Genomic DNA, 25,573 nt, shown 5'->3' with positions numbered 1-25,573 from the left:
GGGAATCGAACCCGCGTCATCAGCTTGGAAGGCTGAGGTAATAGCCACTATACGACACCCGCTGAAACATTGGGCCACCTCAAAACCAAGAATTGCGTGGTGGAGGGGGCAGGATTCGAACCTGCGAAGGCTGAGCCGTCAGATTTACAGTCTGATCCCTTTGACCGCTCGGGAACCCCTCCCAAAAAGTGCAATTTGAATTGGTGCCGGCAGAGAGAGTCGAACTCCCGACCTACTGATTACAAGTCAGTTGCTCTACCAGCTGAGCTATGCCGGCACCCCGGTTAGGTGGAGCGCATTCTATGGTACTAAATTTGATAGTGCAATAGCTTTGCGCGATTTTTTTTAAGTTTTTGATGCGATTGGTTAGTTTTTGCCTAATTCGGCGATTTTGTAACCAGAATTTAAGAGATTTTGCCTTGTTTCAGTCATTACTGCAACAAGGCAAATCAATTTATTTTGCGAACGGATGACGCAAAATAATCGTTTCTTTACGGTCGGGACCGGTAGAAATAATATCAACGGGCACTCCCGTTAGTGCCTCAATACGTGAAATATACGCAAGCGCTTGCGGTGGCAACTGATTATGTTCAGTAACGCCGACCGTGCTTTCCTGCCAGCCAGGCAATGTTTCATAGACCGGTTCTACCGCTTCATAGTCCTCGGCAGCCATTGGTGGGTATTCACTAATGGTCCCATCGGGTAGTTTGTAGCTGGTACAAATTTTTAATTCATCCAAACCATCTAACACGTCGAGTTTAGTTAGGCAGAATCCACTCACTGAATTGATTTGTACTGCGCGACGCATCGCGACCGCATCTAACCAGCCAGTACGACGCTTACGACCTGTCGTTGCACCAAACTCATGACCTTTAACGCCAAGATGCTGTCCCACGTCACAATCTAATTCAGTTGGAAATGGCCCGCTGCCTACACGTGTCGTATAGGCTTTAACAATACCCAGTACGTAGTCAATGTAACGAGGACCAAAGCCAGCGCCTGTCGCAACACCACCCGCTGTCGTGTTGGATGATGTCACGTAAGGGTAAGTACCGTGATCAATATCAAGAAGGGTGCCTTGTGCGCCTTCAAACATGATCTCTTCACCGCTCTTACGCGCTTTATCAAGCAATGCCGGTACGTCGGCAACCATCGGTTTTAACAGCTCGGCAAATTCTCTGCATTGCTTTAATACTGCATCAAAATCAATCGCAGGTTCATCGTAAAGTTTGGTGAGTGCAAAATTGTGGAAATCGGTTAATTCTTTAAGCTTGTCTTCTAAACGCGCAGCATTAAATAGGTCACCCACGCGCAAACCTCTGCGCGCGACTTTATCTTCATAAGCAGGGCCGATACCTCGACCTGTGGTACCTATCGCTTCCTTACCTAACGCACGCTCCCGCGCTTGGTCTAAAGCGATGTGGAAAGGCAAGATTAATGGGCACGCCTCACTGATACGCAGACGTTCTTTTACTGGCACATTCCGCGCCTCTAACATCTCCATTTCTTCCATTAAGGCTTCAGGCGAAAGTACCACACCATTACCAATCACACATTGTACGTTGGTGCGTAGTATGCCCGACGGAATTAAGTGAAGTACGGTTTTTTCACCATCAATAACCAATGTATGACCGGCATTGTGACCCCCCTGATAACGCACGACGAGCGATGCTTTATCCGTTAGTAGATCAACAATTTTACCCTTACCTTCGTCACCCCATTGGGTGCCTAGAATCACGACGTTTTGACTCATGTTTGCCCCGCTTAAAAAAAATCGACGTAATTTTACCCTGTTGCGTTCGGTTTGTATATGGACATAAAAAAGCCCGCGATGACGCGGGCTTCAATTTGTTTGAGCTTACTCTTTCGGCTCGCCTTGAAGATCCTGAAGGTACCGGAAGAAATCACTCTCCGCATCAAGCACCAGTACGTCCGATCCCGAGCTGAACGATTCGCTGTATGCTTGCATGCTACGAATGAATGCAAAGAACTCTGGATCTTGTTGATAAGAGTCCGCATAAATCTTCGCAGCTTGCGCATCACCTTCACCTCTTAGTTGGCGAGATTGGCGCTTAGCATCCGCTAACATAACGGTTACGCGTGCATCCACATCAGCACGGATAATTTCCGCCTGCTCACGGCCTTCTGAACGGTGTTCAGTCGCGACAGCTTGACGTTCAGCGCGCATCCGCTGGTAAATAGACTGACTTACTTCATCTGGTAAGTTAATCTGCATCACTCGTACATCGACGACTTCGACACCCAGGTCAGAAGCGCTTTCAGCCCCTTTAATAAGGGCTTCACGCATCAGTTCATCACGCTCACCAGACACGATATCGGAAATGGTGCGGCTACCAAATTCACTACGTAAGCCACTGTTAATCCGTCGAGTCAGCAAGGCCTCAGCCTGCATCTTATTACCACCATTGGTACTCAAGTAGAAAGTAGAAAAGTCATTGATGCGCCACATTACGTAAGTATCAACGATCAAATCCTTTTTCTCACTGGTAACAAAACGGTCTGGATCACCATCAAGCGTTTGTAAGCGAGCATCTAAGCGTTTTACTTGCTCGATAAATGGTATTTTAAAGTGCAAGCCAGGTTCAAAAACCATCGCCTCGCCAGTCTCAGCATTACGCTCAACCTTACCAAATTGAATAAGAATGGCACGCTCGCCCTCTTTAACAACATAAAGAGACGACAAACCCAAAGCGACGAGCACTACTACAATAATTGCGATTAAATTTTTCATAATTATCGACCCCCGCCACGCGTATTTGTACGACCCGAATCAGTCGAGCTATTCGACCCAGCTCCGCTATTGCGTGACTGGTTCATGTTGGTGTCGGTTGGCACGCGTAAAGGCGATAGGTCATTAACCTTTCTTCCTTGTTTTTCAAGAATCTTGTCGAGGGGCAGATACATCATGTTATTGCTGCCTTCAACATCGACCAACACTTTCGGTGTTTTAGCATAGAGGTCTTGTAAGGTATCTAAGTAGATACGCTCACGAGTAACCTGCGGCGCGTTTTTGTACTGAGGTAACAGTTCGTTAAAGCGAGCCACTTCACCTTGAGCCTCTAGGATGATCTGCTCTTTATACGCTTGCGCTTCTTGCAGCATACGACGTACTTGACCACGTGCCAAAGGCTCGACTTCACGTGCATACGCTTCCGCTTCACGGATAAAGCGTTCTTCGTCCTCTTGCGCAGCGATTGCGTCATCAAATGCTTCTTTAACCTCTTCTGGCGGACGCGCTGGGAGCAGGTTAATATCTACGATTTGCAGACCCATTGAATACGGGTCGATGGTACGTTCAAGTAAGTCAAGCGTACGCGCACGAACATCCTCACGACCGCGTGTTAGGACTTCATCCATGGTCGTGTGACCCACCACGTAACGTAAAGCACTGTCCGTCGCACGGGACAAAACTTGATCCGCGTTATCAACATTGAACAAGTAGTTACGCGGATCGACGATACGGTACTGCACGTCCAGTTGTACTACCACGACGTTTTCGTCTTGGGTCAACATAAAGCCTTCGGTGCTATCAGAGCGAATGTTGTTAACGTCCACATGCTCGACTGTATCAACGAACACAGGGCGCCAATGCAGACCCGACTCGACAAGCGTATGGAAGTTACCAAAACGCAATACAACGCCTCGATCAGCCTCTTTTACTGTGTAAAAACCTGCAATAAACCAGATGATGACAGCGAGTACTGCGATAATGCCGATGCCCTTCGCCGGGATGCCCGACTTGCCACCACCACTGCCTTTATTTCCACCAAAACCTAACTTGGCAAAAAATTTTCGCAGCGCCTCATCAAGATCTGGGGGTCCCTGATCGTTCCCCCCTTGGTTTTTCCATGGGTCGCGGTCTTTGTTACCGCCATTCCCCGGTTGGTTCCATGCCATGGATGACTCCGTTAAAGTTAAAAAAATCGTTTACTGAATATAGTTGTCGAGTCGATTGTCGTATTCTTTCTGTAATTTATTCCAATCCACTACCGACATTTTAATGTCGAGCTCTAATTCGCCTTGCTCATCTATTCGTTCTGCTGAAACGCTATTGAGTTGATACAGCGTACCACGCAGTTTACCCATAGATGGTGGCAATTTTAAGCTTAAATTGACCATTTGCGGTCCGAGTCGCTCTTTCAGAGCCTCGAAAATAAGCTCGGTGCCGATATTGTCTTGCGCTGAAACCCAGACTCTAACAGGCTTCCCTTCATCGTCTCTATCAATACGCGGCGCAGAGTCCTCCAGTTTATCAATTTTGTTGCAAATCATTAACTGCGGTACTTCACCTGCACCAATTTCACCCAGCACTTCACTCACTTGTTCAATATTGCTTTGTTGATGCTCATCGGCGACATCAACAACGTGCAACAGAATATCCGCTTCCTGCGTTTCTTGCAGCGTTGCTTTAAACGCAGCGACTAAGTCGTGCGGTAAATGACGAATAAAGCCCACAGTGTCAGCAAGAATAATGCGCCCAACATCTTCTACTTCGAGCTTTCGTAACGTTGGATCGAGTGTGGCGAAGAGCTGATCCGCAGCATAAACTCCCGACTCTGTCATGGTATTGAACAAGGTCGACTTACCTGCGTTAGTATAGCCAACAAGACTCACGGTTGGAATTTCTGCTCGTTGGCGCGCACGACGCCCCTGCTCTCGCTGCTTTTGTACCTTCTCTAGACGGCGCAAAATATTTTTAATACGTCCACGGATGAGTCTTCGGTCAGTTTCTAGCTGCGTTTCACCGGGCCCTCTTAGCCCAATGCCACCTTTTTGTCTTTCTAAGTGTGTCCAGCCACGTACTAGGCGAGTGGATATATGGCGCAGTTGCGCTAATTCAACCTGCAACTTACCTTCGTGAGTCCGCGCGCGTTGCGCAAAAATATCGAGTATTAAGCCGGTACGGTCTAAGACTCGACACTTACAAATTTTTTCGAGGTTTCGCTCTTGAGTGGGTGATAACGCGTGATTAAAAATGACAATATTGGCGTCCAACGCCTGCACCTGCTCAGCAATTTCTTCTGCTTTACCACTTCCCACGAAGTACTTAGGATTAGGCGCACTGCGAGAGGCCGTCACCACTCCAAGCGGTTCGACACCTGCTGAGCTAGCTAAAAGATGAAGTTCAGAGAGGTCTTCTCTATCGACTTCGGCGGGCAAGTCCATATGGACCAATACGGCATAATCGCCACCTTCATATCTGTCGAACAACGTTTCTAGACCTCCTCAATATTGCTTATTCTTCAATGTCACCTTGGTTGTGCACACCTTGCTGAGGCAAATAGTTTTGCGGAATACGAGCAGGCACAACGGTTGATATTGCATGCTTATAAACCATTTGGCTCACCGTGTTTTTTAATAACACAACAAACTGATCAAACGACTCAATCTGACCTTGCAACTTGATTCCGTTTACAAGGTAAATTGAGACAGGTACTCTCTCGCGACGTAACGCGTTTAAAAACGGATCTTGAAGCGTTTGCCCTTTCGCCATGGCGGATTCCTTTTTTTGTTATTAATATCCAAGTCAATGGGGTGGCCAGTTAAATGGTAGAACCTATTAATCACCCTAGACCAACGGTAAAATTTTGCAACTTAAACATGCCATAACATACGCTGCATTCCCAGTCTTTGATCTTAGGGCGAATCTTTATTTTTCAATCTTTTACCGAAAACTTTTCGGTTGGCTGTTGCAACCGCGATCGAACCTGATCGAGTTTATCATGGGCGAAAGTATCCAGCCAGTGCACATCTGGCCAGCCGCGTAGCCACGTTAACTGCCGCTTTGCAAGCTGTCGTGTCGCAATAATCCCGCGCTCTTTCATCGCCTGATAAGTCAATTCACCCGTTAAATAGTGCCACATTTGACGGTAACCCACACTGCGGATAGCGGGTAAATCCGGATGTAAGTCGTTACGCTTGAACAGCGCTTCTACTTCTTGCTGAAAGCCCTCCGCTAGCATTTGATCAAAACGCTGAGCAATGCGCTCGTGTAATAGTGCGCGCTGCTGTGGCGCAACCGCAAATTGGTAAATAGGATAATTTAAGGCACCTTGCCGTTGTTGAACTAGCTGCGTCATTGGTTTGCCAGACAACTGATAGACCTCTAAAGCACGCAATGTACGTTGCGGGTCATTGGGATGAATTCTCGCAGCCGCCTCAGGATCGACTTCGGCTAACCTTTGATGAAGTGTCGCTAAACCATGCGTATCGAGTTCAAACTGCAGTTGCTGGCGAACATTGGCATCGGATTCTGGCAAAGCCGACATGCCTTCCAACAGCGCTTTAAAATAAAGCATCGTGCCACCGACCAAAATAGGAGTGTGACCGCGTGCTAGAATCTTTTCGATTAAGCTCGTCGCATCTCGCTGGAACTCCGACGCTGAGTAAGTTTCTGCGGGATCACAAATATCAAGCAAATGATGTGGGATACCTTGCCTCTCGGCGAGACTGGGCTTTGCTGTGCCAATATCCATCCCGCGATAAATCAACGCTGAATCGACTGAAATAATCTCGCCGTCGAGTTGCTTTGCAAGTTCAATGGATAAGGCCGTCTTACCCGCGGCGGTTGGTCCGTATATGCATATCACGGCTGGACAGGTATTAAGTTTCATTGACTTCTGGCACCTTAATTTGTTGAAGCAATGTCGATGTGCTGTCTAACTGAGTCTGCCACTGCTGACACCAGTAATCCGCTTGTGACTTTGACAACATCGTGTCGACTGCAGCGTCAGCAAGAAACTCGATAATCGCCTGGTCGCTGAGTTTGCACTGTTCGAGTAACGACAGTACGCTGCTTGCAATATGCTTGCGTCGTAACATGGAGGGCACCTGAGTTACGATAAACGACGCGCCTTGCCAGTAGAAACTAACACCTGATTGAGCAAGTTCAGAACTGTACTGTGAGACCTGCTTTTTAGTCCACTCTGTTTCCGATAAGTTGATTTTTTGCTCGACAAGCAGCGGTTGCCCAGCCATGCCCTGCTGATATTGTTGCTTTATCTGTGGCTCGAGTAATCTTCTTTGAACATTAACTAAATCTAGCCAGGCTGGCTGTTCGTCGCGCCTAATGAGCGCAAAACGCCCATGGAATACATCAACAATTCGCCACTGTCGAGCGTCGACCGTAAGCTCCACCGCATTGGGTAGTATCGACGCGCCTAATCTTGACCGGTTCGCCGTATTGGATTGAGCGTGGGCACTATAGTCTCGAACAGATGGATTTGACGTTACGTGCTTTTTTGAACCACCCGTTTGGTATAAATGGCGCGGTTGCTGAGTTGCGTCTTCCACACGGTCCGACGCGCTATTCGTATCCTCTTGATGTTGGCCTAGTAATAATTGTTTGACGGTATTGAGAACGAAGTCATGCACTTGCCGTTGCTGATGAAAGCGAACCTCGTGTTTGGCGGGATGCACATTCACATCGACTTGATCCGCCGGTACCGTCAGATAAATTGCAAATGTGGGTACCCGCTCCGCCGTTAAAAACGAATCATAAGCTTGACGAATCGCATGATTGATAAGCTTATCTTTCATCATCCGCCCGTTTACAAAGCTGTACTGTACGTCGCCTTGATGTCGGCATTGTTCGGGCGCCGCAAGCCAACCCTCGATATGTATATCATGTGCGTGCTGTTGAAAGTACAACGCATCTTGAGCAAAGCCTGAGCCACAGACTTTTGCTAATCGGCGTCGCCAATGCAGTTGATCATGTTCGCTAACCGCAGGATAGTATCGGACACGTTTGCCATTGTGATTGAGAGTAATATCAATATCCCAACGGCTCAATGCGATACGCTTAATGACTTCATCAATATGGCCAAATTCAGTTTTATCTGTACGCAAGAACTTTCGTCGAGCCGGTGTGTTGTAAAAGACATCTTGGATATCGACGGTCGTACCATCAGGGTGTGACGCAGGTTCGATGCGTACCTGCATATCTTTGCCTTCCGACCAGGCTTGCCACGCCGCCGACTGTTCGGCCGGTTTGGATACCAAGCGCAGCCGCGATACCGAGCTAATACTCGCCAACGCTTCACCGCGAAAACCTAAACTCGTAATCGCTTCTAAGTCATCAATGTCAGCTATTTTACTGGTGGCATGCCGACTGAGCGCAAGCGCTAACTCGTCACGCGGAATGCCGACACCATTATCTCTTATACGAATGCGCTTAGCGCCACCTGACTCAATATCAATGACTAATTCTGACGCCTTTGCATCGAGCGAGTTTTCAACCAGTTCTTTGACGATTGAAGCAGGACGCTCAACCACTTCACCTGCAGCAATTTGGTTGGCTAGTTCAACCGGTAATTGTTTAATTGGCATTAGTCTCTCGGAATCGTCAGCTTCTGCCCAATTCTAACCACGTCACTTCGCAACTGGTTTTCACGCTTGATAGCTTTAACCGTTGTTCCATAACGTTCAGCAATTTCAGATAGGGAGTCACCCGATTTCACGGTGTACTCCATCGATGCTTGCTGAGCCAACAACGTGTTTTCGATTGGGTTATTGATAAAGTAACGTCTAATGCCGTTATAAATTGCACGAGCTAGCTTTTGTTGATGAGCGTTGCTCAGTAGTAACCTTTCTTCACTTGGATTAGAAATGAACCCTGTCTCGACCAAGATGGAAGGTTTATCCGGCGACTTAAGTACTGCAAGGCTAGCGGCTTGAGGGGCTGTTTTGTGCATTTTTGTCACACTACCCATTTCATCAATAATATGGCGAGCCGCACTGTAGGCTCCGGCAATCGACCGGTCCATTGACATATCGAGTAACGTTTGTGCCAAAAAAGGCTCGTGGCTATTACTTTGAATGATGGCCTCAGCGCCGCCGAGCAATTCAGACTGACGTTCTCGCGACTCGAGCCAACGACCGATTTCTGAGTCTGCGCGACGTTTCGATAGCACCCAAACAGAGCCGCCTCTGGGTTGAGGTGTTCGAAACGCATCTGCATGCACAGATACAAAGAAATCCGCTTTTGCATCCCACGCTTTTTGGGGCCTATCGTTTAAACCTAAATAATAGTCCCCCGTTCGCACTAAATAGGCCTGCATACTCGGATCGTCATTAATCATTTTTGCAAGTGCTCGGGCAATTTTTAGCACTACGGTCTTCTCGTAGGTTCCGCTAGGTCCAATAGAGCCGGGATCATCGCCGCCATGTCCAGCATCAACGGCAATCGTAATTTTACGATCTTTAAGTTCCTCAATCGACTTAGCAGGGCCACTGCGCTCTATCGATTTACCTTTAATATCAACCACCAGACGATCGTTATAGCGGTCGTTAGCCGGCAACGGAAAAACCTCAAACTCTGCTTGCTTATTCAGTTCAATGACGATGCGCGTTGACTGCGAGTTTTTAGGGGTACTTGTGCGTACTTTGTCTACCAACAGTGATTCGTTGGCTAAATTTTCTAACTCAGCATTGAGCTGAGTCGCGTTGAAATCGATCACAATTCGATAAGGTGTGCCCTGGTACAACTTAAAGTAGCTATAATCCGGCGCTTGGCTTAAATCAAATACAATGCGCGTCTTATCCGGAGACGGCCAGACACGGACACTCTCAATTGCATTCTGACTCGCCCAGGCCGGGGTTATTAGGCAAAAAAGTAAGACAGCAGTGATCGAACGATATAGCGTTTTTATCATTATTTTAGTTGCTTAACAATGTGTTCACCGATAGGCGTATGAGCAATACATTCAAGCTGGCGGCCCTCGTTTTCATAAGCTACATTAATCACAATATCGGCTTTCGGCAACCATCCCTCGCCACGTTCTGGCCATTCGATAAGACTCATACTTCGTTGTGAGAAATAATCGCGAATGCCCATAAACTCGAGTTCTTCTGGATCAGCGAGTCGATATAAATCAAAATGATATACCGCAATGTCTCCCAGATCGTAAGGCTCTACCAGTGTGTAAGTCGGACTTTTCACAGCGCCTGCATGTCCTAATGCTTGAATAAATCCTCGACTCAACGCCGTTTTACCCGCGCCGAGAGGACCATTTAAGTAAATCACCAAAGGCGCTTTCGCCAACTGTGCTAGACGTTTAGCCCACGTTTGCGTAGCGGCTTCATCAGCTAAGTATTGTGTTAATGTTTGATTCATGGTTTACGACTACTCCGGTGTCCAACCGTTCACTAATTTACGAATAATTGGCATTAAGTCACTGGCTAAGGTGCCTCGTGGCGCTTTTGAGCCGGCCACCTCTCCCGCTACGGCATGCCAGTATACACCAGCGGTTAGCGCCTGTGCAGGTGCTAACCCCTGTGCGAGTAAGGCACCTATTAATCCAGCCAAACAGTCTCCCATGCCGCCAGAAGCCATTGCCGGCGAGCCGCGGTCTATCAGCCAATTTCCTCTTGTTGAACTGATTAAACTGCCTGCGCCTTTTAATACGATCTGTGCATGATACTGATTGTGCAGCGCTAACGCATGTTCGAATCGGTTGGCCTCGATATCTCGCGTGTTGCACTTTAATAAGCGCGCAGCTTCTCCAGGGTGAGGCGTTAGAATCAGCTGCGAACTATGCACAGGGTCTTGCGCCAACCAGTATAGCCCATCGGCATCAATAACTTTGCAGGTATTGACGGCCATGCATGCTTGGTAAATTTTATACCCCCATTCATCACGCCCAAGTCCCGGGCCGACAACCAACGAGGTTGCCGCGTTTAAAAGGTGGTTAAGTTGCTCTGGCGCTTCAACGCCGTGCACCATGGCTTCCGGTTGTTGACTCGCGATAATACCTACATTACTCGGATGACACGCAACTGACACTTTACCTGCGCCCGCTCGTAACGCCGCAACCATGGCTAGGATAGCCGCACCGGGCATACCAGGGCCGGCACCGACAATCAGCACATGACCATGCGTTCCCTTATGAGAGTGGGCAACACGATCACCTAACCAGCCGTACGGATTTTCTGTCACACGTCGCCACGCTGGCTGCTCTAATCGTTCAAAGTACTTACCAGCCCCCAAATCTGCTAACACAATTCGTCCGACGTGACCTGGGCTGGCGCCCGTAAAGAGCCCTCGTTTGTACGCAATCATTGTGACCGTAACCTGCGCGACAATTGCCTCACCCATAATACAGCCACTATCGGCATTAATGCCTGATGGAACGTCAATCGCAAGTACTGGTACGCGAGACTTGTTAAGTGCTCTGACCCATTCCGCGAGCACTCCTTCAACAGGTCGACTTAAACCAATGCCAAACACCGCATCGACAATCAGGTCGTAATCATTTGCTGTGCAATCAGTTAGCGGTCTTTCCTCAAGTCCCAGCTCACGACACGCGCGTCGCGCTTGCAAAGCAGGCTCATGGCTAGTCTGCTTCAGCTCAGCTTTTGCATTCAATGCATACAGAGACACTTTGTAGCCTGCTTGATGGGCTAAACGCGCAACGATATAACCATCGCCACCGTTGTTGCCCTCTCCACAGCAGATTGCAATAGAAGCCCCAACGCTCACTATTCGCTCGAGTTCCTCAAACACAGAACGACCTGCCAGAGACATCAACTGCCCCAGGCTGTATCCTGCTAACTCGCCAGCGCGCGCTTCACTGCGTTGTAGCTGTTCTGCACAGTATAGATTCTGTGCTAAGCTGATGGACTGTGACGTTTCCATGCTAAAGCTCCCAACATCATGTCGAATTCTTCAATGTATTCTAGTTTGTCTTACACCGAACTTGAACAATTAGCCCAAAAAATCAAGCAATGGGGCCGAGAACTAGGCTTTCAGAAGGTCGGCATTGCCGATCTTGATTTACAAAAGCACGAGGCCACTCTACAGAACTGGTTAGATAAAGGCTATCACGGAGAAATGGGGTTTATGGAGCGCCACGGGATGCTACGCGCACGACCTGCTGAACTTCACCCAGGTTCTGTCAGAGCCATTTCAGTGCGTATGAACTATTTACCGGCCGAGGCAGGCTTTGCAAAAACACTCAATAATGACCGACTGGGCTATATTTCACGCTATGCGCTCGGCCGCGATTACCACAAATTACTACGAAAACGCCTCAAGCAATTAGGCGATAAAATAAAGGCAGAATTCGCTGACACAGATTTTCGTCCATTTGTCGATTCCGCACCCATAATGGAGCGCCCTCTCGCCGAAAAGGCGGGATTAGGCTGGACTGGCAAACACACTTTAATACTCGATAAAGACAGCGGTTCTTGGTTCTTCTTGGGGGAGCTATTAATCAACTTACCACTTCCCACTGATAGTCCAGTCGAGGAGGCGTGTGGTAGCTGTTCGGCGTGTATGACCATTTGCCCTACCCAAGCCATTGTCGCCCCTTATGAACTCGATGCTCGACGCTGTATTTCTTATTTAACTATCGAACTAAAAGGTAGCATTCCTGAGGATTTGCGCCCGCTGATGGGAAACCGTATCTACGGTTGTGACGATTGTCAGCTTATCTGCCCATGGAATCGCTACGCACAACTGACTGACGAAGCGGACTTTAATCCACGCCATTATCTGCACACACCGGAACTGCTTGCGCTGTGGCAGTGGGATGAGGAGACCTTTAACCAACGGTTACAGGGGTCTCCGATTAGGCGTATCGGTCACGAATGTTGGTTACGTAACATTGCGGTTGCGCTGGGTAATGCACGAGCAAACGCTGACGTTATTGAAGCGCTCGAATGGCGCAGTGGTCAAGTCTCGGAAATGGTACAAGAGCATATTGATTGGGCGCTCGACCGGCAACGCAGCGGCGCAGCGCAAGTGACACAACAACTTAAGCGTTTAGTGCGAGCCGTCAGTAAAGGACTACCTCGCGACGCTTAACTTACTCGGGCTTAAATACACCAATCACTTGATCGAATTCGCGCTCGCTCCCCGTGCCCTGCTGCTTGGGTTCACTAAAGCGGTGTTTACACTTCACGCACTCGACTTGTTCAACATCGTTCTCAATGAACAGCATCAAGGTGTCCATACTGTCGCACTTGGGACAGGTCGCACCGGCAATAAATCGTTTCTTTTGACGTGCCACGACAGCTCCTATGTCATAAACTACTCGGTCAATGTTACCATAGTTAAGTTGGTCAGCCCATGAAATTGGCAGACGCCCATTCACGCTCGCAGTTGAGGATTGAATAGACATTAACCATGATAAAAGCCAATCACATTTCATTAATGCGCGGCGGAAAAACGCTGCTTTCGGATACCAGTTTTACGATCTTTCCCCAACACCGGATCGGTTTGATTGGTAAAAATGGCTGTGGTAAATCCTCGCTATTTGCGCTTTTTCGTGACGAGTTACAACTTGAAGAGGGCGAGTTGCAACTACCCAATGAATGGCGAATCGCTAGCGTTGCTCAGGAAACCCCCGCCCTAGCGCGTTCAGCTATTGATTACGTGATGGACGGCGATCAAGGTTTTCGGGCGGCCGAGCAAGCTCTGCAAGCAGCCGAAGCTAAGGGAGATGGTCATGCCATTGCGCATAGTCATGAGCAATTGGCTCAACTCGGCGCGTACGATATTCGTTCGCGCGCAGCGATGTTGCTCGATGGCTTAGGCTTTCTACCAGAGCAGATTGAGCAGCCGGTAAGCGCCTTTTCGGGTGGATGGCGTATGCGTCTTAATTTGGCGCAAGCATTGATTGCCCCATCTGACCTTATGTTGCTGGATGAGCCTACTAACCACTTAGATGTTGATGCTATTTTTTGGCTCGAGTCATGGCTAAAGAGCTACTCAGGTACGTTGATTATTATTTCTCACGATCGTGACTTTCTAGATAATGTCGCCACTGATATTCTCCATGTGGAAAATCAAGTCATCTCGAGTTACACCGGTAACTACTCACAGTTTGAACATCAGCGTGCCGAACACCTCATGCAACAGCAAAGTGCATACGAAAAAGCACAAGCCATTAAAAAACATATGCAGGCTTATGTAGACCGGTTTCGCTATAAAGCGAGTAAAGCCAAGCAAGCACAAAGCCGCTTAAAGGCGATTGAGAAGCTGTCAGTCCAAGCCCCCCTGCAGGCCGAGCGGGGTATCGACTTTGAATTTTTACCGCCGGCTAAATTACCTAACCCGTTGATCAATATGCGCGAAGTGAAAGCAGGTTATGGTGACACCGTCATTCTTGAGAACATTAAACTCAATCTAGTGCCTGGCACTCGAATGGGGTTGCTTGGGCGTAACGGAGCGGGTAAATCGACCTTAATTAAAACGCTATCTGGCGCGCTCGAACCGCTTGCAGGCGAGCGAACCCTCAGCCAGGGTGTCTCTATCGGCTATTTTGCCCAGCATCAACTCGAAGCACTTGATCCCGAAGCATCGCCTTTATTGCATTTACAGCGTTTGGATAGTCAAGCTACAGAACAACAATTGCGAGACTTTATTGGAGGCTTTGGTTTTTCAGGTGACCAAGCGCTAGCACCTGTCGCTCCCATGTCTGGAGGCGAAAAAGCAAGATTAGCTCTGGCGCTTATCATTTATCAAAAGCCCAACCTTCTTTTACTCGATGAGCCCACCAACCATTTAGATATTGGTTTACGCGACGCGCTCGTTAACGCTTTGCAAGCGTTTGAGGGAGCACTTATTGTAGTATCGCATGATCGTCACCTACTCCGCACTACGGTCGACGAATTCTATCGCGTACACGATGGAAGCGTAGAGCCATTTCCAGGCGACTTAGACCAATACCACGAGTGGCTCGAGCAGCAAGCGAAACAACGACGTGAAAAAAGCTCGAGTAACACGAGCACGCACAACGATACTAAGCTCGATCGCAAAGAACAAAAGCGACGCGACGCCGAGTTTCGCAAAGAGACAAAGCCCCTCCGAGACACTATCGCTCAATCTGAGGAACAGCTAGAAAAAATCGCTGAAGCATTGGCACAGGTTCATCAGTCACTCTCCGAGAGTACGATTTATGAGACCGAAAATAAGCATAAGTTAAACAAGTTACTTGATGAGCAACGTAATTTACAGACCGAACAAGACCGACTCGAATCGCGCTGGATGGAAGCTGAAGAAGCGCTTGCTGAAATGACTGAAAGGTTTGAACAGGACACGCACGGATGAGCACTATCGAATCATTTAACCCAAGTGCCTGGCTGCGACCGCCACATATTCAAACATTACTTCCTCGCTTGGTTTTCCGTTGCCGCCAATGGTACGGTCAATGGGAGACTTTTGCGCTCAACGATGGTGACTTCATCGAGTTGTGCTGGCATCCCCACGCAACCCCTGATAGCCAACGACCGCTGGTGGTCTTGTTTCACGGTCTCGAAGGGTCTGTAGACTCCCCCTATATTTGGCAAACGATGGAGGAGCTTGCGGAGCACGACATCGACTCAGTTGTTATGCACTTCCGTGGGTGTGGTAAAACACCGATTAATCGCTTGCCGCGAGCTTATCACTCGGGTGATATCGGCGACCCAACAGCCGTCATCGTGGCATTGAGAGAGCGCTATCCTAACCGGTCAATACATACTATCGGTTTTAGCTTGGGCGGTAACATGCTTGTACAATTGATGAGTACCGAATTGGCTGATGTCCTGACCAGCGCTGCGGTGTGTTGTGCCCCACTTGACTTGATGAGCTGCTCAAAGCGAATTGATCGCGGTTTTTCACGGCTCTACCGAAAATACCTGCTGACTCCACTTAAACAGAAATTCACAATTAAACAGCAACGTGGCATGTTCAAGGATTGTACGCAGCTTAACAGCCTAGATGTGAACAAAATGACGAGCTTTCTGGAGTTTGATGATAAGGTGACGGCACCACTGCATGGATTTAGTGACGTTGAGGATTATTATCATCGCGCCAGCGGAAAACAGTTTCTTAAACAAATTAGGAAGCCGACATTGATTGTGCATGCCAATGACGATCCGTTTTTAGGTCCCGATGTCGTGCCTCATATAGACGAAATGAACCCGCACGTTACTTATGAAAAGCACCCACATGGCGGGCATATGGGGTTTATTAATTATCAACATCGGTTTTACAGTTGGCTTCCAACAAGATTAGTGAATTGGGTGAGTGAAAAAGAGGCAGAAAAATTATGATGATACCGTGGCAGGAACTCGACGCCGAAACGCTCAACAACATTATTGAAGCCGTTATTTTGCGAGAAGGTACCGATTATGGTGAGCGCGAACTTAGCTTAGCAACCAAAGTTGAACAATTGCATTCGCGCCTAAAAGAAGGCCAAGCAGTACTGGTTTATTCAGAGCTTCATGAGACTGTAGACATTGTCGATAAAGACGCTGTCACCGGCGATCTCAACGAAAGTTAGGTGGGTGAGCTATAAACACAGCTTGCCAGTCCACCTCAGGATCGCCTAAAACATAAAAGTTAGGGTTCAGTAAACTTTCAGTTTCGTTATAAGTAATCGGCTCGAAATTTTCATTTAATAAACTGCCTCCTGCCTCAGTTACAATGACTTGAGACGCCGCAGTATCCCACTCACCGGTGGGTCCTAACCGCAAAAAGCAGTCTGCTTTTCCCTCAGCAATAAAGCAGGCTTTTAATGAACAACTCCCTGTTGGCAAAGGCTGAATATCGCGTTCGGTTTGAACACGCGCCATCACTTTGTGTCGCGGCTGACGGCGGCTTATAGCTAATATCAGGGGATCATGTTGAGGATCGTTCAGCTTTCGGACCGAAATCGCCTGCTTTTGTCCCAGTGCATGCTTGTAGGCACCCTGCTCTCTTATTGCTGAGTAGAGTGTTTCACCTGGTGGCCAATAAATAACGCCAATGCTGGGCTGCCTTTCTTCAATGTAGGCAATGTTGACTGCAAAGTCTCCAGACCGAGCAATAAACTCTTGCGTCCCATCAATGGGGTCAATTAAAAAGTAAGAGGACCAGCCTGCCCGTGTACTGAGTTTCTCATGACGACTTTCTTCGGATAACACCGGAATATTTGGAAATGCCTTTTTGAGGGAGGCAACAATGAACTCGCTGGCTTTGATATCAGCAGTGGTAACGGGCGACTCATCGGCCTTTTCAGCCGTTGCAAATGCGCCGCTATCATAGAGTTCCATGACGAGTTTACCAGCATCACGAGCGACTTCGGCGAGTTTTTCAGCAATCTCAGTTAAACTAAATTGCACAGTTCGTACCTTTATTTTTTTAATTGGCGTAAAGTCATCAATAATGCCGCGACACTTCGCGCTTCTGTGAAATCCGGTTGTGCGAGGAGCTCATCTACGTTATCGAGTGACCAAACAATTTGCTCAAGGGGTTCCGGCTCGTCGCCAGCAAGCTGCTCAGGATAAAGTGAGCGTGCAGTAAACAACGTCATCTTAGCGGAAAAAAACTGAGGGGCCATGGTGACTTCGGCAAGTCGATTAAGTTCTTCACAGCCAAAACCAATCTCTTCTTTAAGCTCACGTTGAGCGGCTTGCTCAGGTGTCTCGCCGGGATCGATGAGTCCCTTCGGAAAGCCAAGTTGGTAATCATGCAGGCCGGCTGCGTATTCCCGAATGAGCATAATGTGCTGGTCGTCAACAAACGGTACAACCATGACAGCGCCACGCCCGCTCCCCTGCATGCGCTCGAATTGTCGCTGCTCACCATTGCTGAATTTAAGATCGACGGCTTCGATACGTAGCAAGCGACTTTGCGCAACTACTTCGCGTTTAAGTACTTTAGGAACTTGTCGTGATGCCATGTACTGCTCCTCCTATGCTCCCCCTACTATAACGCCTCAAAACGCTAACGCTAGTATTAAACCTGACAAAAATATTCACATTAGGCGCATAACTGCCGCTAATGTTATGATATGGAAAGCATTTCAAGCAGGATCAGCAGTGAGGTGGAAGGTGACTAAACATAAAGCAACCGAAGCAAATTTTGATGTTGCCGTTATCGGGACAGGTCCCGGCGGCGAAGGCGCTGCTATGCAGCTTGCCAAAAATGGTAAGAAAGTCGCGGTCATTGAACGTCACGATTCTATAGGTGGAGGCTGCACGCACTGGGGAACGATTCCCTCAAAGGCGCTACGGCACTCTGTAAGTCGGCTGATTGAATACAATAATAGCCCATTATTTACTGGCGTGGGTTGGCAAAGTGGCATGACATTCTCGCAGATTCTGCATTACGCATCGGGCGTCATTCGCAAACAAGTTAAATTGCGATCTTCGTTTTACGATCGCAACCATGTCACCGTTATTCACGGTAATGCATCGTTTATCGATCAAAATCGCCTTAAAGTGACCAAAAATGATGGCTCATTCGATTTTCTGAATGTTGACCAAATCGTCATTGCCACAGGCTCACGTCCTTATCATCCAACCGATATCGACTTTGACCATCCACGTATTTACGATTCCGACACTGTTTTAAGCCTTAACCATGATCCTAAAAATATTTTGATTTACGGTGCGGGTGTTATCGGAAGCGAATACGCAAGTATTTTCCGAGGCATGGGCGTTAAAGTTGATCTCATCAACCAACGTGAGCGCTTACTATCGTTCTTAGATGCCGAAATATCTGACGCATTAAGCTACCATTTACGGAATAACGGTGTGGTCATTCGTCATAACGAAGAGTATGAAAGTATTCGTGGGTATGACGATAAAGTTATTCTTAAAACAAAATCTGGCAAAGTCATGCAAGCCGACTGTTTGCTGTTTGCTAATGGCCGCTCCGGTAATATTGAGGCGCTCAATTGCGACGCCGTCGGGCTAAAACCGAACTATCGTGGACAACTTGAAGTGGATGAAAATTATCGCACTCAGGTCGATAATATATACGCCGTCGGCGATATAATTGGTTATCCTAGTTTGGCGAGTGCTGCCTATGATCAAGGTCGCATTTGCGCCACCGCGCTATTACACGGTAGCTGCGATAAGGCGTTAATATCGAACATCCCGACCGGCATTTATACGATCCCGGAGATCAGTTCCGTTGGAAAATCTGAAGAAGAACTTACAGAAGCCAAAGTACCTTACGAAGTCGGTAGAGCACAATTCAAACACCTCGCGCGCGCGCAAATATCTGGTAACGATGTCGGTTGTTTGAAAATTCTCTTCCATCGCGAATCCCGTGAGATTCTTGGTTTGCATTGTTTTGGCGAGCGCGCTTCAGAAATCATTCATATCGGTCAAGCCATTATGGAACAGAAGAACGGTGGTAACACTGTTGATTATTTCGTTAATACAACGTTTAACTACCCAACCATGGCAGAAGCATACCGGGTAGCAGCTTTGAATGGTATTAACCGCCTCGGAAACTAACCCGAAAGGGCTTTGCGTAGCGGCAAATCGATACGCACGCAGAGCCCTCCTTCATCTTGATTCCGCAGTGTAATACGACCATTGTGGCGGTCGACGATGCGCTTAATGATAGCCAAGCCTAGACCAGATCCCACTCCACCGCGTGCTTTATCACCTTGTGTAAAGGGTTGGAACAAGCTCTGTTGTTGCTCTTCAGGAATGCCCGGACCATCATCAGCGACCGAAAACCACACGGTTTTACTCTGCTTGTCGTATCCCGACCGCACACAGGCCCTGCTGCGCCCATAACGCTCTGCATTTTCTAACAAGTTCACGACCACTCGTTTTATCGATAGCGGACGTACCCAAACAAGAGGGCAATCGCCCAAATCAGCACTGAACGTTTTCTCCCAACTATCGGGCAAGTTTGCCAGCGTTTGCTCGAGCAACTCATTTAAAGATTCACGCGATGCCTTTTCTTGCTGATCAAGCCGCACATAGTCAATAAACTGATCGATGATATCATTCATATCATCGACATCCTCGACGATTCCTCGCGCCAAGTAATCTTCCGATTCGGGCATCATTTCTGCAGCTAAACGAATGCGTGTGAGGGGTGTTCTTAGATCGTGTGAGACCCCTGCCATCAACAGGTTACGATCATTTTCCAGCTCTTTAATCCCACGCGACATCTGGTTAAATGCCTTCGTCACTGACATGATTTCACTGGCGCCTTTCTCACTCAACTGCTCAGGGAACTCACCTCGCCCCACCTGTTGAGCCGCGTTTTCAAGCGCTTTGAGTGGTCGATTGAGCCAATTCGCAAACAGAATCCCGCCCAGAACGCTAAGTACACCAATTACGACAAGGTAAATAACTAGCGGTGAAAATTCGCCAGAGTGAAGACTTTCTAATGGCACTCTTACCCAATATCGCGGCGCTTGCGGTGGCTTTACCCAAATGAAAAATGCTTGCCCCTGCGAGACGCGTACCTCTGCCGGTCCATTTAAATGCTTTGACATTAAACTAGATAAGTAACCGTAATAAGTCGTCTTTTCTAAGCCTTCAATTTCTGCTTGTTCATCTGAAAAAACACGAATGCCCGTAGCATTGTAAAACGCTACAGCAAGTGACTCATTTTGACTCGATAGAACGCGATCGCTAATAAACATAGTGCGTATTTGTTTAGCGACCAACTGCGACATTTGCTCAATAGACGGCTTTACAACGTAGTTACTTACCATCAAATACGACACTATTTGATTCAGTAACAAGACCAGTGCAAGCAAACCGACCGTACGGGCAAATGCCGATTTAGGAAATAGCTTCATTAATTTTTAAGCTTTCCATCAGGCACGAATACATAGCCTAAACCCCATACCGTTTGGATGTAGCGGGGTTTAGCTGGATCCGTTTCGAGCATGCGGCGTAGACGAGATACTTGCACATCGATAGAGCGTTCGAGAGCACTGTAGTCTCTTCCGCGTGCTAAGTTCATTAGCTTATCGCGCGAGAGCGGTTCACGAGGATGACTAACGAGCGCTTTGAGTACGGCAAACTCACCACTGGTCAGTGGCATCGGTGTATCACCGTTAAACATTTCGCGAGTGCCGAGATTAAGTCGATAGGTTCCAAAGGTAATTTCTTGGTCATCTTGTGAAGGAGCACCTGGTGCTTCTACACCTCGACGCCTTAGCACAGCACGAATACGCGCCAGCAATTCGCGCGGATTGAACGGTTTTGCTAAATAATCATCCGCGCCGAGCTCCAGACCAATAATACGATCGACTTCATCACCTTTGGCTGTCAGCATAATCACTGGAATCGTGTTATTCGCCTGACGTAGACGTTTGCAAATTGATAAGCCATCTTCGCCCGGCAGCATTAAATCAAGTACTAATAAATGATAGTTTTCTCGCGTTAACAGGCGATCCATTTGTTCAGCATCCGATGCAACGCGTACCTGAAAACCTTGTTCATTTAAGTAGCGCTCTAAGAGCGAACGTAAACGTGCGTCGTCATCGACAACCAATATTTTAAACGTTTCCTGACCCATGATGTTCCCTGACTTAAACCTTTCTAGACTGTTAAGATAGCGCGAGATCCATCACTAATGAAGCTCGCGTGTGTTAACAAATGTGTCAATCTTGCGCCAAAGAGCGGCTGTCTGCAAGCCAAGGGTAGAGTGCATAATAAAGTAAAGGCACGACCACTAATGTCAGTAACGTTGATACAGCAAGTCCAAAGATGAGCGATATCGCTAGGCCATTAAAGATAGGGTCACTCAGGATAAAGTAAGCCCCCACCATGGCTGATATCGCTGTTAAAGCAATCGGCTTTAACCTTACAGCTCCTGCGAGCACAACCGCCTTTTCCAATGCCATACCGCGGGCAATACGCTGTCGAATAAAGACCACAATCAGAATTGAATTACGCACAATAATACCTGCTAACGCAATCATGCCAATCATTGATGTGGCGGTGAACTCTTTATCCAGTAACCAGTGACCCGGCAGAATTCCGACTAAAGTCAGTGGTATTGGAGACATGATCACCAAAGGCATCAAATAAGATCGGAATTGTGCCACGAGCAGAACAAAAATCATAAATATGCCAACACTGTAGGCGATGCCCATGTCGCGAAAGGTTTCATAGGTAATTTGCCATTCACCTTCCCATTTGATGGCGACTGGGCCTTCGGCACTCGGCTCATTAATAAAATATTGCTCGGGCGCGTTCTCCAGCTTAGACACCTGATCGGCGATGGCTAGCATACCGTAAATCGGCGAATCCGTTTCGCCAGCCATATTACCCTGCACATAAGTTACGGGTCGCAAATCTTTGTGGTAGATACTACCTTGCCATTGCTGCTGTTCAAATTGCGCAAAGCTACTCAGGGGAATCGAATCACCTGCTCGGCTGACAATAGGCAGGCTCAACCAGTCGTTTTGACTCGCTCGCATTTCCGATGGTAGTTGCAGCCAAATCGGTACGGCATACTTCGCGTAGGGATCATTTAAATAGCCGGCTGGTTTTCCGCCACTCAGCGTTTCTACCGTTTGCGCTGCGTTCGCTTGTGACAGCCCCGCTTTGGCCGCGGCGTCACGATCAATGGTCAATTGCCATTTAGGAGCCGACTCAGTTATCGAACTATCGACATCAACAACACCCGGTACACCCTGCATCAACTGAGTCAGTTTTTCTGCCAGCGCCGCTTGAGCGGCCATCGTGCCACCGTAGATCTCCGCTACAATGGGTGCGAAAACCGGTGGCCCCGGTGGCACTTCGACCACTTTGACACGACCGCCATTATGCTCAGCAATCTCTGTCAACGTATTCCGGATAGCTAAGGCGATAGTATGTGAATCACGTTCACGGTCTGACTTATGCTGTAGCTGAACCTGTATATCACCTTGATAGGGTGCGCTGCGTAAATAATATTGGCGTACCAAACCATTGAAGTTGATAGGACTTGCGGTGCCAGCGTAGCGTTGCCAACCCTCGACTTCATCGACAGTATCTAAAAAATCTGTCATTTCGCCCAGTACTCGCTGAGTCTCAAGCGCTGAGCTTGACTCGGGCATATCTAATACAATCTGAAGTTCAGACTTATTGTCAAAGGGAAGCATCTTAAGGATCACCGCCTGATTGACAGGCAAAAGAATACTTCCTATTAACAGCCCGAAAATACCTAATCCCAAGAAAAAACGTCGTTTGCGATATTGCGAACCTATAAATGCACCTAACACGCGATTAAACACATTTAAAACTTTATCGGGTGCACCATCCTCTGGGTCGGACGTATTATTGTTGTCATGACGCTGGCTCTTTAACAGACGCAGTGCTAACCATGGTGCAACGATGAATGCCATCAACTGGGAGAAAACCATACCGGCGGATGCATTAATCGGTATCGGGCTCATATATGGACCCATCAACCCTGAAACAAACGCCATTGGTAATAACGCTGCAATGATCGTTAACGTTGCCATGATAGTTGGTGAGCCCACTTCATCTACAGCTTGTGGAATTAACGTCTTAGCCGGCTGTTTTGAAAGCCCCAAGCGACGGTGAATATTCTCGGTGATGACAATACCATCATCGACTAAAATGCCGATTGAGAATATCAGTGCGAACAAAGATACCCGGTTAAGAGTGAAGCCCCAAAACCAGCTAAAAACCAGAGTAAACAACAGCGTCACTAGGACGACAACACCAACAATTAACGATTGGCGCCAGCCCATGGTCAATAGTACAAGCACAATCACTGAGACGGTTGCCGAAATAAGATCAGTAATCAGCTTAGTGGACTTTTCAGCTGCGGTTTGCCCATAGTTTCGGGTAATTTGTACATCGACATCTGCCGGAATCAGTCGGTTTTGCAACTTATCCAAACTTGATTTAACCGATTCTGCTACATCGATTGCATTTTCACCCGGTTTTTTGGCAACTGTGATTGTGACTGCGGGTGCATCGACCGACCCTCCTGAGCTCAGTACTGAATGATGGACTTGCACATCCGAGTCACTCACATCTGCAACATCACTCAAATATACGGGCGCATTATCATAAGTGGCGACAACAACCTGTTTTAAGTCTTCGATTGAACTCAGTGGCTGGCCTACTTGTAATGGAATCGACTGACCGTTGGCTACAATACGTTGCTCTACGCTGACCATATTGCTCTGCTGTAAGGCTTGCTGTAACGACTCAATCGATACCTTGTAGCGCGCTAACGCAGCAGGTTGAATGGTTAAGTTGACTGACCGGGCTACGCTGCCAAGCGTTCTTATGTCGCGAGTGCCAGGGATCTGCTTAAGCGCGATTTCAAGGCGGTGTGCGATTGCTGTTAATGATTGAGCGCTTTTTACCGAATCCTTCCCACGCAAAGTCAGCGTCATAATCGGCACGTCATCAATGCCTTTCGGTTTAATGATAGGTTGTCCAATACCTAACTGCGTAGGAAACCAATCGGCATTTGACTGCACTTTATTATACAAGCGCACTAAAGCTTGCTGTCGCGACAGTCCAACCTCAAATTGAACAGTCAGAATACCCATCCCCGGGCTAGCAACCGAGTAAACATGCTCGACATCGGACATTTCGCTGAGAACTTGTTCTCCAGGAGTGGTAATCAGACTCTCGACTTGCTGTCGACTCGCCCCCGGGAATGCCACCATGACATCCGCCATCGTCACATCAATCTGCGGTTCCTCCTCTTTCGGCGTCACCCAAACAGCGATAACGCCCAATACAACAGCTAATAAGATAATCAGTGGTGTCAGCTGAGAATGCTGAAAAATACGGGCTATATGGCCCGACGGACCGAGAGAATCAGCGTTACTCATAATGGATCTGACTCCAATCTTCTAGCACACGTTCGCCCGCCTTGAGCCCGGCTTGAATCTCAACCTGTTGCTGATCCACACGTCCAGTGTACACTTGTCTTAATTGAGGACCTTTTTCGCTATCCATTACGTAGACCGCTCGCAACTCGCCGTCGATACGCACGGCCGACCGGGGAACTTCAATAACGGTGCGTTCACCTATTTTTAACCATACATCAACCGCAGAACCGGGTAATACACGCAGGCCTTGTGATGGCATCATCATACGTAGTCTAAAACTATGGCTAGGCAGTTCAGCGTAGGGAAAAAACGTCAATTGATTTGCGTCGATAAACGCGCCGTCGCCCAAGGCAATTTTTGCAGTCGAGAAATTTCTGGCTGTGGCATTAAACTGCTGAGGCACCTCAACCACGACACGGAGTTGTTCGAGTGATAAACCAGTGATCAAACGCTGCCCTGGTTGTACCGACTCGCCCAATTCAACCCAACGATCCGTCACGATGCCGGCATAGGGCGCTTTTACCCGAGTATAAGAGAGTTGTTTTTGCGCTTCTTCAACCGCTGCCTTAGCTTGCTTTACAGCTGATTGAGCTCGATCAAGTGCGGTTTTGGCCTGATCTAACTCCGAGGTGGACGCGACATCCTGCTCAAATAGTTGCTGCACACGTTCATATTGCTTCCGAGTCTGGCTCAGTGTCGCTTCAGCACTGGATAACCCGGCTTCACGTTGTTGCAAGCGCGCTCGTTGTTCTGAGTCCTCTAGTCGTACTATCAGCTCGCCTTGTGGCACCATATCGTCGACATCATAAGGCAGCTCTACAACAGTTCCCGCTGTTTGTGCAGAAACCGTGGAGCGCTGCGTCGCTTCGACAACGCCATTTAATTTTAGCCACTCGGGCTGCTGTGTTGCGATCGCTTCTATCGATTGCTGGGCGACAGTAGTGAAGCTCAAAAATAGCGTAGACACTATCAAGACGAAACGTAGGCTGGTCATTTCAACCTCTTACAAT

Annotated in this window: 22 protein-coding genes and 2 tRNA genes; 5 read left to right on the top strand and 19 right to left on the bottom strand. The window is 48.0% G+C overall.

What is annotated here, in order from left to right:
* Window positions 1–97: 97 nt before the first annotated feature.
* The 12 genes from ABNS04_RS02910 to ABNS04_RS02855 form a co-directional block, all read right to left on the bottom strand.
* Window positions 98–182, bottom strand: a tRNA-Tyr gene (locus tag ABNS04_RS02910).
* 19 nt (window positions 183–201) lie between these two features.
* Window positions 202–277: transfer RNA gene (locus tag ABNS04_RS02905), tRNA-Thr, on the bottom strand.
* Window positions 278–454: 177 nt separating this feature from the next.
* The gene (locus ABNS04_RS02900; RefSeq protein ID WP_006953796.1) at window positions 455–1,753 is read right to left on the bottom strand and encodes an adenylosuccinate synthase; all 1,299 of its coding nucleotides are present in this window, start codon (window positions 1,751–1,753) and stop codon (window positions 455–457) included.
* A 105-nt stretch (window positions 1,754–1,858) separates the two neighbouring features.
* Window positions 1,859–2,752: a protease modulator HflC gene (gene hflC / locus ABNS04_RS02895; RefSeq protein WP_006953797.1), complete on the bottom strand. Its 894-nt coding sequence runs from the start codon at window positions 2,750–2,752 to the stop codon at window positions 1,859–1,861.
* A gap of 2 nt (window positions 2,753–2,754) precedes the next feature.
* Window positions 2,755–3,918, bottom strand: a complete 1,164-nt coding sequence (hflK, locus tag ABNS04_RS02890; RefSeq protein WP_272978437.1) for an FtsH protease activity modulator HflK — start codon at window positions 3,916–3,918, stop codon at window positions 2,755–2,757.
* A 30-nt stretch (window positions 3,919–3,948) separates the two neighbouring features.
* Window positions 3,949–5,232, bottom strand: coding sequence for a ribosome rescue GTPase HflX (gene hflX / locus ABNS04_RS02885; RefSeq protein WP_272978438.1), 1,284 nt, complete (start codon window positions 5,230–5,232; stop codon window positions 3,949–3,951).
* 25 nt (window positions 5,233–5,257) lie between these two features.
* Entirely contained in the window at window positions 5,258–5,515 is a 258-nt protein-coding gene (gene hfq / locus ABNS04_RS02880) for an RNA chaperone Hfq (protein ID WP_006953800.1), read from the bottom strand.
* A 163-nt stretch (window positions 5,516–5,678) separates the two neighbouring features.
* Window positions 5,679–6,635, bottom strand: coding sequence for a tRNA (adenosine(37)-N6)-dimethylallyltransferase MiaA (gene miaA / locus ABNS04_RS02875; RefSeq protein WP_272978439.1), 957 nt, complete (start codon window positions 6,633–6,635; stop codon window positions 5,679–5,681).
* Window positions 6,625–8,349, bottom strand: coding sequence for a DNA mismatch repair endonuclease MutL (gene mutL / locus ABNS04_RS02870; RefSeq protein WP_272978440.1), 1,725 nt, complete (start codon window positions 8,347–8,349; stop codon window positions 6,625–6,627). The genes miaA and mutL overlap by 11 nt, the downstream gene beginning before the upstream one ends.
* Window positions 8,349–9,674 (bottom strand): N-acetylmuramoyl-L-alanine amidase, encoded by a 1,326-nt coding sequence (locus ABNS04_RS02865; protein WP_272978441.1) that lies wholly within the window; start codon window positions 9,672–9,674, stop codon window positions 8,349–8,351. The genes mutL and ABNS04_RS02865 overlap by 1 nt, the downstream gene beginning before the upstream one ends.
* Window positions 9,674–10,135: a tRNA (adenosine(37)-N6)-threonylcarbamoyltransferase complex ATPase subunit type 1 TsaE gene (tsaE, locus tag ABNS04_RS02860; RefSeq protein WP_272978442.1), complete on the bottom strand. Its 462-nt coding sequence runs from the start codon at window positions 10,133–10,135 to the stop codon at window positions 9,674–9,676. The genes ABNS04_RS02865 and tsaE overlap by 1 nt, the downstream gene beginning before the upstream one ends.
* A gap of 9 nt (window positions 10,136–10,144) precedes the next feature.
* Window positions 10,145–11,656: an NAD(P)H-hydrate dehydratase gene (locus ABNS04_RS02855; RefSeq protein ID WP_272978443.1), complete on the bottom strand. Its 1,512-nt coding sequence runs from the start codon at window positions 11,654–11,656 to the stop codon at window positions 10,145–10,147.
* Between the two features lie 18 nt (window positions 11,657–11,674).
* On the opposite strand from ABNS04_RS02855, the gene queG reads away from it, so the two are divergent.
* Window positions 11,675–12,826: a tRNA epoxyqueuosine(34) reductase QueG gene (gene queG, locus ABNS04_RS02850; protein ID WP_272978444.1), complete on the top strand. Its 1,152-nt coding sequence runs from the start codon at window positions 11,675–11,677 to the stop codon at window positions 12,824–12,826.
* 1 nt (window position 12,827) lies between these two features.
* Here the strand turns inward: queG and ABNS04_RS02845 are convergent, their stop codons facing one another.
* Window positions 12,828–13,031, bottom strand: a complete 204-nt coding sequence (locus tag ABNS04_RS02845) for a YheV family putative zinc ribbon protein (protein WP_040487456.1) — start codon at window positions 13,029–13,031, stop codon at window positions 12,828–12,830.
* A 116-nt stretch (window positions 13,032–13,147) separates the two neighbouring features.
* On the opposite strand from ABNS04_RS02845, the gene ABNS04_RS02840 reads away from it, so the two are divergent.
* The 3 genes from ABNS04_RS02840 to ABNS04_RS02830 are packed head-to-tail and all read left to right on the top strand — an operon-like array spanning window position 13,148 to window position 16,289.
* The gene (locus tag ABNS04_RS02840; protein ID WP_272978445.1) at window positions 13,148–15,073 is read left to right on the top strand and encodes an ATP-binding cassette domain-containing protein; all 1,926 of its coding nucleotides are present in this window, start codon (window positions 13,148–13,150) and stop codon (window positions 15,071–15,073) included.
* Complete coding sequence (locus ABNS04_RS02835; RefSeq protein ID WP_272978446.1) at window positions 15,070–16,059, top strand: hydrolase; 990 nt, start codon at window positions 15,070–15,072, stop codon at window positions 16,057–16,059. Before ABNS04_RS02840 ends, ABNS04_RS02835 begins: the two co-directional genes overlap by 4 nt.
* Complete coding sequence (locus ABNS04_RS02830) at window positions 16,056–16,289, top strand: YheU family protein (protein ID WP_006953810.1); 234 nt, start codon at window positions 16,056–16,058, stop codon at window positions 16,287–16,289. The genes ABNS04_RS02835 and ABNS04_RS02830 overlap by 4 nt, the downstream gene beginning before the upstream one ends.
* Here ABNS04_RS02830 and cysQ read toward each other — a convergent pair.
* A complete protein-coding gene (gene cysQ, locus ABNS04_RS02825; RefSeq protein ID WP_006953811.1) occupies window positions 16,276–17,109 on the bottom strand; it encodes a 3'(2'),5'-bisphosphate nucleotidase CysQ in 834 nt (277 codons plus the stop codon). The two genes, ABNS04_RS02830 and cysQ, sit on opposite strands and share 14 nt — an antisense overlap.
* Window positions 17,110–17,120: 11 nt before the next feature.
* Entirely contained in the window at window positions 17,121–17,669 is a 549-nt protein-coding gene (gene nudE, locus ABNS04_RS02820) for an ADP compounds hydrolase NudE (protein ID WP_006953812.1), read from the bottom strand.
* Between the two features lie 151 nt (window positions 17,670–17,820).
* Between nudE and sthA the strand changes: the two genes are divergently transcribed.
* Window positions 17,821–19,236, top strand: coding sequence for a Si-specific NAD(P)(+) transhydrogenase (sthA, locus tag ABNS04_RS02815; RefSeq protein WP_040487486.1), 1,416 nt, complete (start codon window positions 17,821–17,823; stop codon window positions 19,234–19,236).
* Here the strand turns inward: sthA and envZ are convergent.
* The 4 genes from envZ to ABNS04_RS02795 form a co-directional block, all read right to left on the bottom strand.
* Window positions 19,233–20,546: a two-component system sensor histidine kinase EnvZ gene (gene envZ, locus ABNS04_RS02810; RefSeq protein ID WP_272978447.1), complete on the bottom strand. Its 1,314-nt coding sequence runs from the start codon at window positions 20,544–20,546 to the stop codon at window positions 19,233–19,235. The genes sthA and envZ overlap by 4 nt on opposite strands.
* Window positions 20,546–21,271 (bottom strand): two-component system response regulator OmpR, encoded by a 726-nt coding sequence (gene ompR / locus ABNS04_RS02805; RefSeq protein WP_272978448.1) that lies wholly within the window; start codon window positions 21,269–21,271, stop codon window positions 20,546–20,548. Before ompR ends, envZ begins: the two co-directional genes overlap by 1 nt.
* An 85-nt stretch (window positions 21,272–21,356) precedes the next feature.
* A complete protein-coding gene (locus tag ABNS04_RS02800; protein WP_272978449.1) occupies window positions 21,357–24,563 on the bottom strand; it encodes an efflux RND transporter permease subunit in 3,207 nt (1,068 codons plus the stop codon).
* A complete protein-coding gene (locus tag ABNS04_RS02795; protein ID WP_348671180.1) occupies window positions 24,556–25,557 on the bottom strand; it encodes an efflux RND transporter periplasmic adaptor subunit in 1,002 nt (333 codons plus the stop codon). The genes ABNS04_RS02800 and ABNS04_RS02795 overlap by 8 nt, the downstream gene beginning before the upstream one ends.
* Window positions 25,558–25,573 lie beyond the last annotated feature (16 nt).

This window comes from uncultured Idiomarina sp. (assembly GCF_964010655.1).
Classification (GTDB): Bacteria; Pseudomonadota; Gammaproteobacteria; order Enterobacterales; family Alteromonadaceae; genus Idiomarina; species Idiomarina baltica.
This window is presented reverse-complemented; position numbering and strand designations above follow the sequence as displayed.

What these genes read in the sequence shown, in the direction of transcription:
- ABNS04_RS02900 (WP_006953796.1), bottom strand. Translation starts at nt 1,753, where the DNA reads ATGAGTCAAAACGTCGTGATTCTAGGCACCCAATGGGGTGACGAAGGT.
- hflC (WP_006953797.1), bottom strand. Translation starts at nt 2,752, where the DNA reads ATGAAAAATTTAATCGCAATTATTGTAGTAGTGCTCGTCGCTTTGGGT.
- hflK (WP_272978437.1), bottom strand. Translation starts at nt 3,918, where the DNA reads ATGGCATGGAACCAACCGGGGAATGGCGGTAACAAAGACCGCGACCCA.
- hfq (WP_006953800.1), bottom strand. Translation starts at nt 5,515, where the DNA reads ATGGCGAAAGGGCAAACGCTTCAAGATCCGTTTTTAAACGCGTTACGT.
- miaA (WP_272978439.1), bottom strand. Translation starts at nt 6,635, where the DNA reads ATGAAACTTAATACCTGTCCAGCCGTGATATGCATATACGGACCAACC.
- mutL (WP_272978440.1), bottom strand. Translation starts at nt 8,349, where the DNA reads ATGCCAATTAAACAATTACCGGTTGAACTAGCCAACCAAATTGCTGCA.
- ABNS04_RS02865 (WP_272978441.1), bottom strand. Translation starts at nt 9,674, where the DNA reads ATGATAAAAACGCTATATCGTTCGATCACTGCTGTCTTACTTTTTTGC.
- tsaE (WP_272978442.1), bottom strand. Translation starts at nt 10,135, where the DNA reads ATGAATCAAACATTAACACAATACTTAGCTGATGAAGCCGCTACGCAA.
- ABNS04_RS02855 (WP_272978443.1), bottom strand. Translation starts at nt 11,656, where the DNA reads ATGGAAACGTCACAGTCCATCAGCTTAGCACAGAATCTATACTGTGCA.
- queG (WP_272978444.1), top strand. Translation starts at nt 11,675, where the DNA reads ATGTCGAATTCTTCAATGTATTCTAGTTTGTCTTACACCGAACTTGAA.
- ABNS04_RS02840 (WP_272978445.1), top strand. Translation starts at nt 13,148, where the DNA reads ATGATAAAAGCCAATCACATTTCATTAATGCGCGGCGGAAAAACGCTG.
- ABNS04_RS02835 (WP_272978446.1), top strand. Translation starts at nt 15,070, where the DNA reads ATGAGCACTATCGAATCATTTAACCCAAGTGCCTGGCTGCGACCGCCA.
- ABNS04_RS02830 (WP_006953810.1), top strand. Translation starts at nt 16,056, where the DNA reads ATGATGATACCGTGGCAGGAACTCGACGCCGAAACGCTCAACAACATT.
- nudE (WP_006953812.1), bottom strand. Translation starts at nt 17,669, where the DNA reads ATGGCATCACGACAAGTTCCTAAAGTACTTAAACGCGAAGTAGTTGCG.
- envZ (WP_272978447.1), bottom strand. Translation starts at nt 20,546, where the DNA reads ATGAAGCTATTTCCTAAATCGGCATTTGCCCGTACGGTCGGTTTGCTT.
- ompR (WP_272978448.1), bottom strand. Translation starts at nt 21,271, where the DNA reads ATGGGTCAGGAAACGTTTAAAATATTGGTTGTCGATGACGACGCACGT.
- ABNS04_RS02800 (WP_272978449.1), bottom strand. Translation starts at nt 24,563, where the DNA reads ATGAGTAACGCTGATTCTCTCGGTCCGTCGGGCCATATAGCCCGTATT.
- ABNS04_RS02795 (WP_348671180.1), bottom strand. Translation starts at nt 25,557, where the DNA reads ATGACCAGCCTACGTTTCGTCTTGATAGTGTCTACGCTATTTTTGAGC.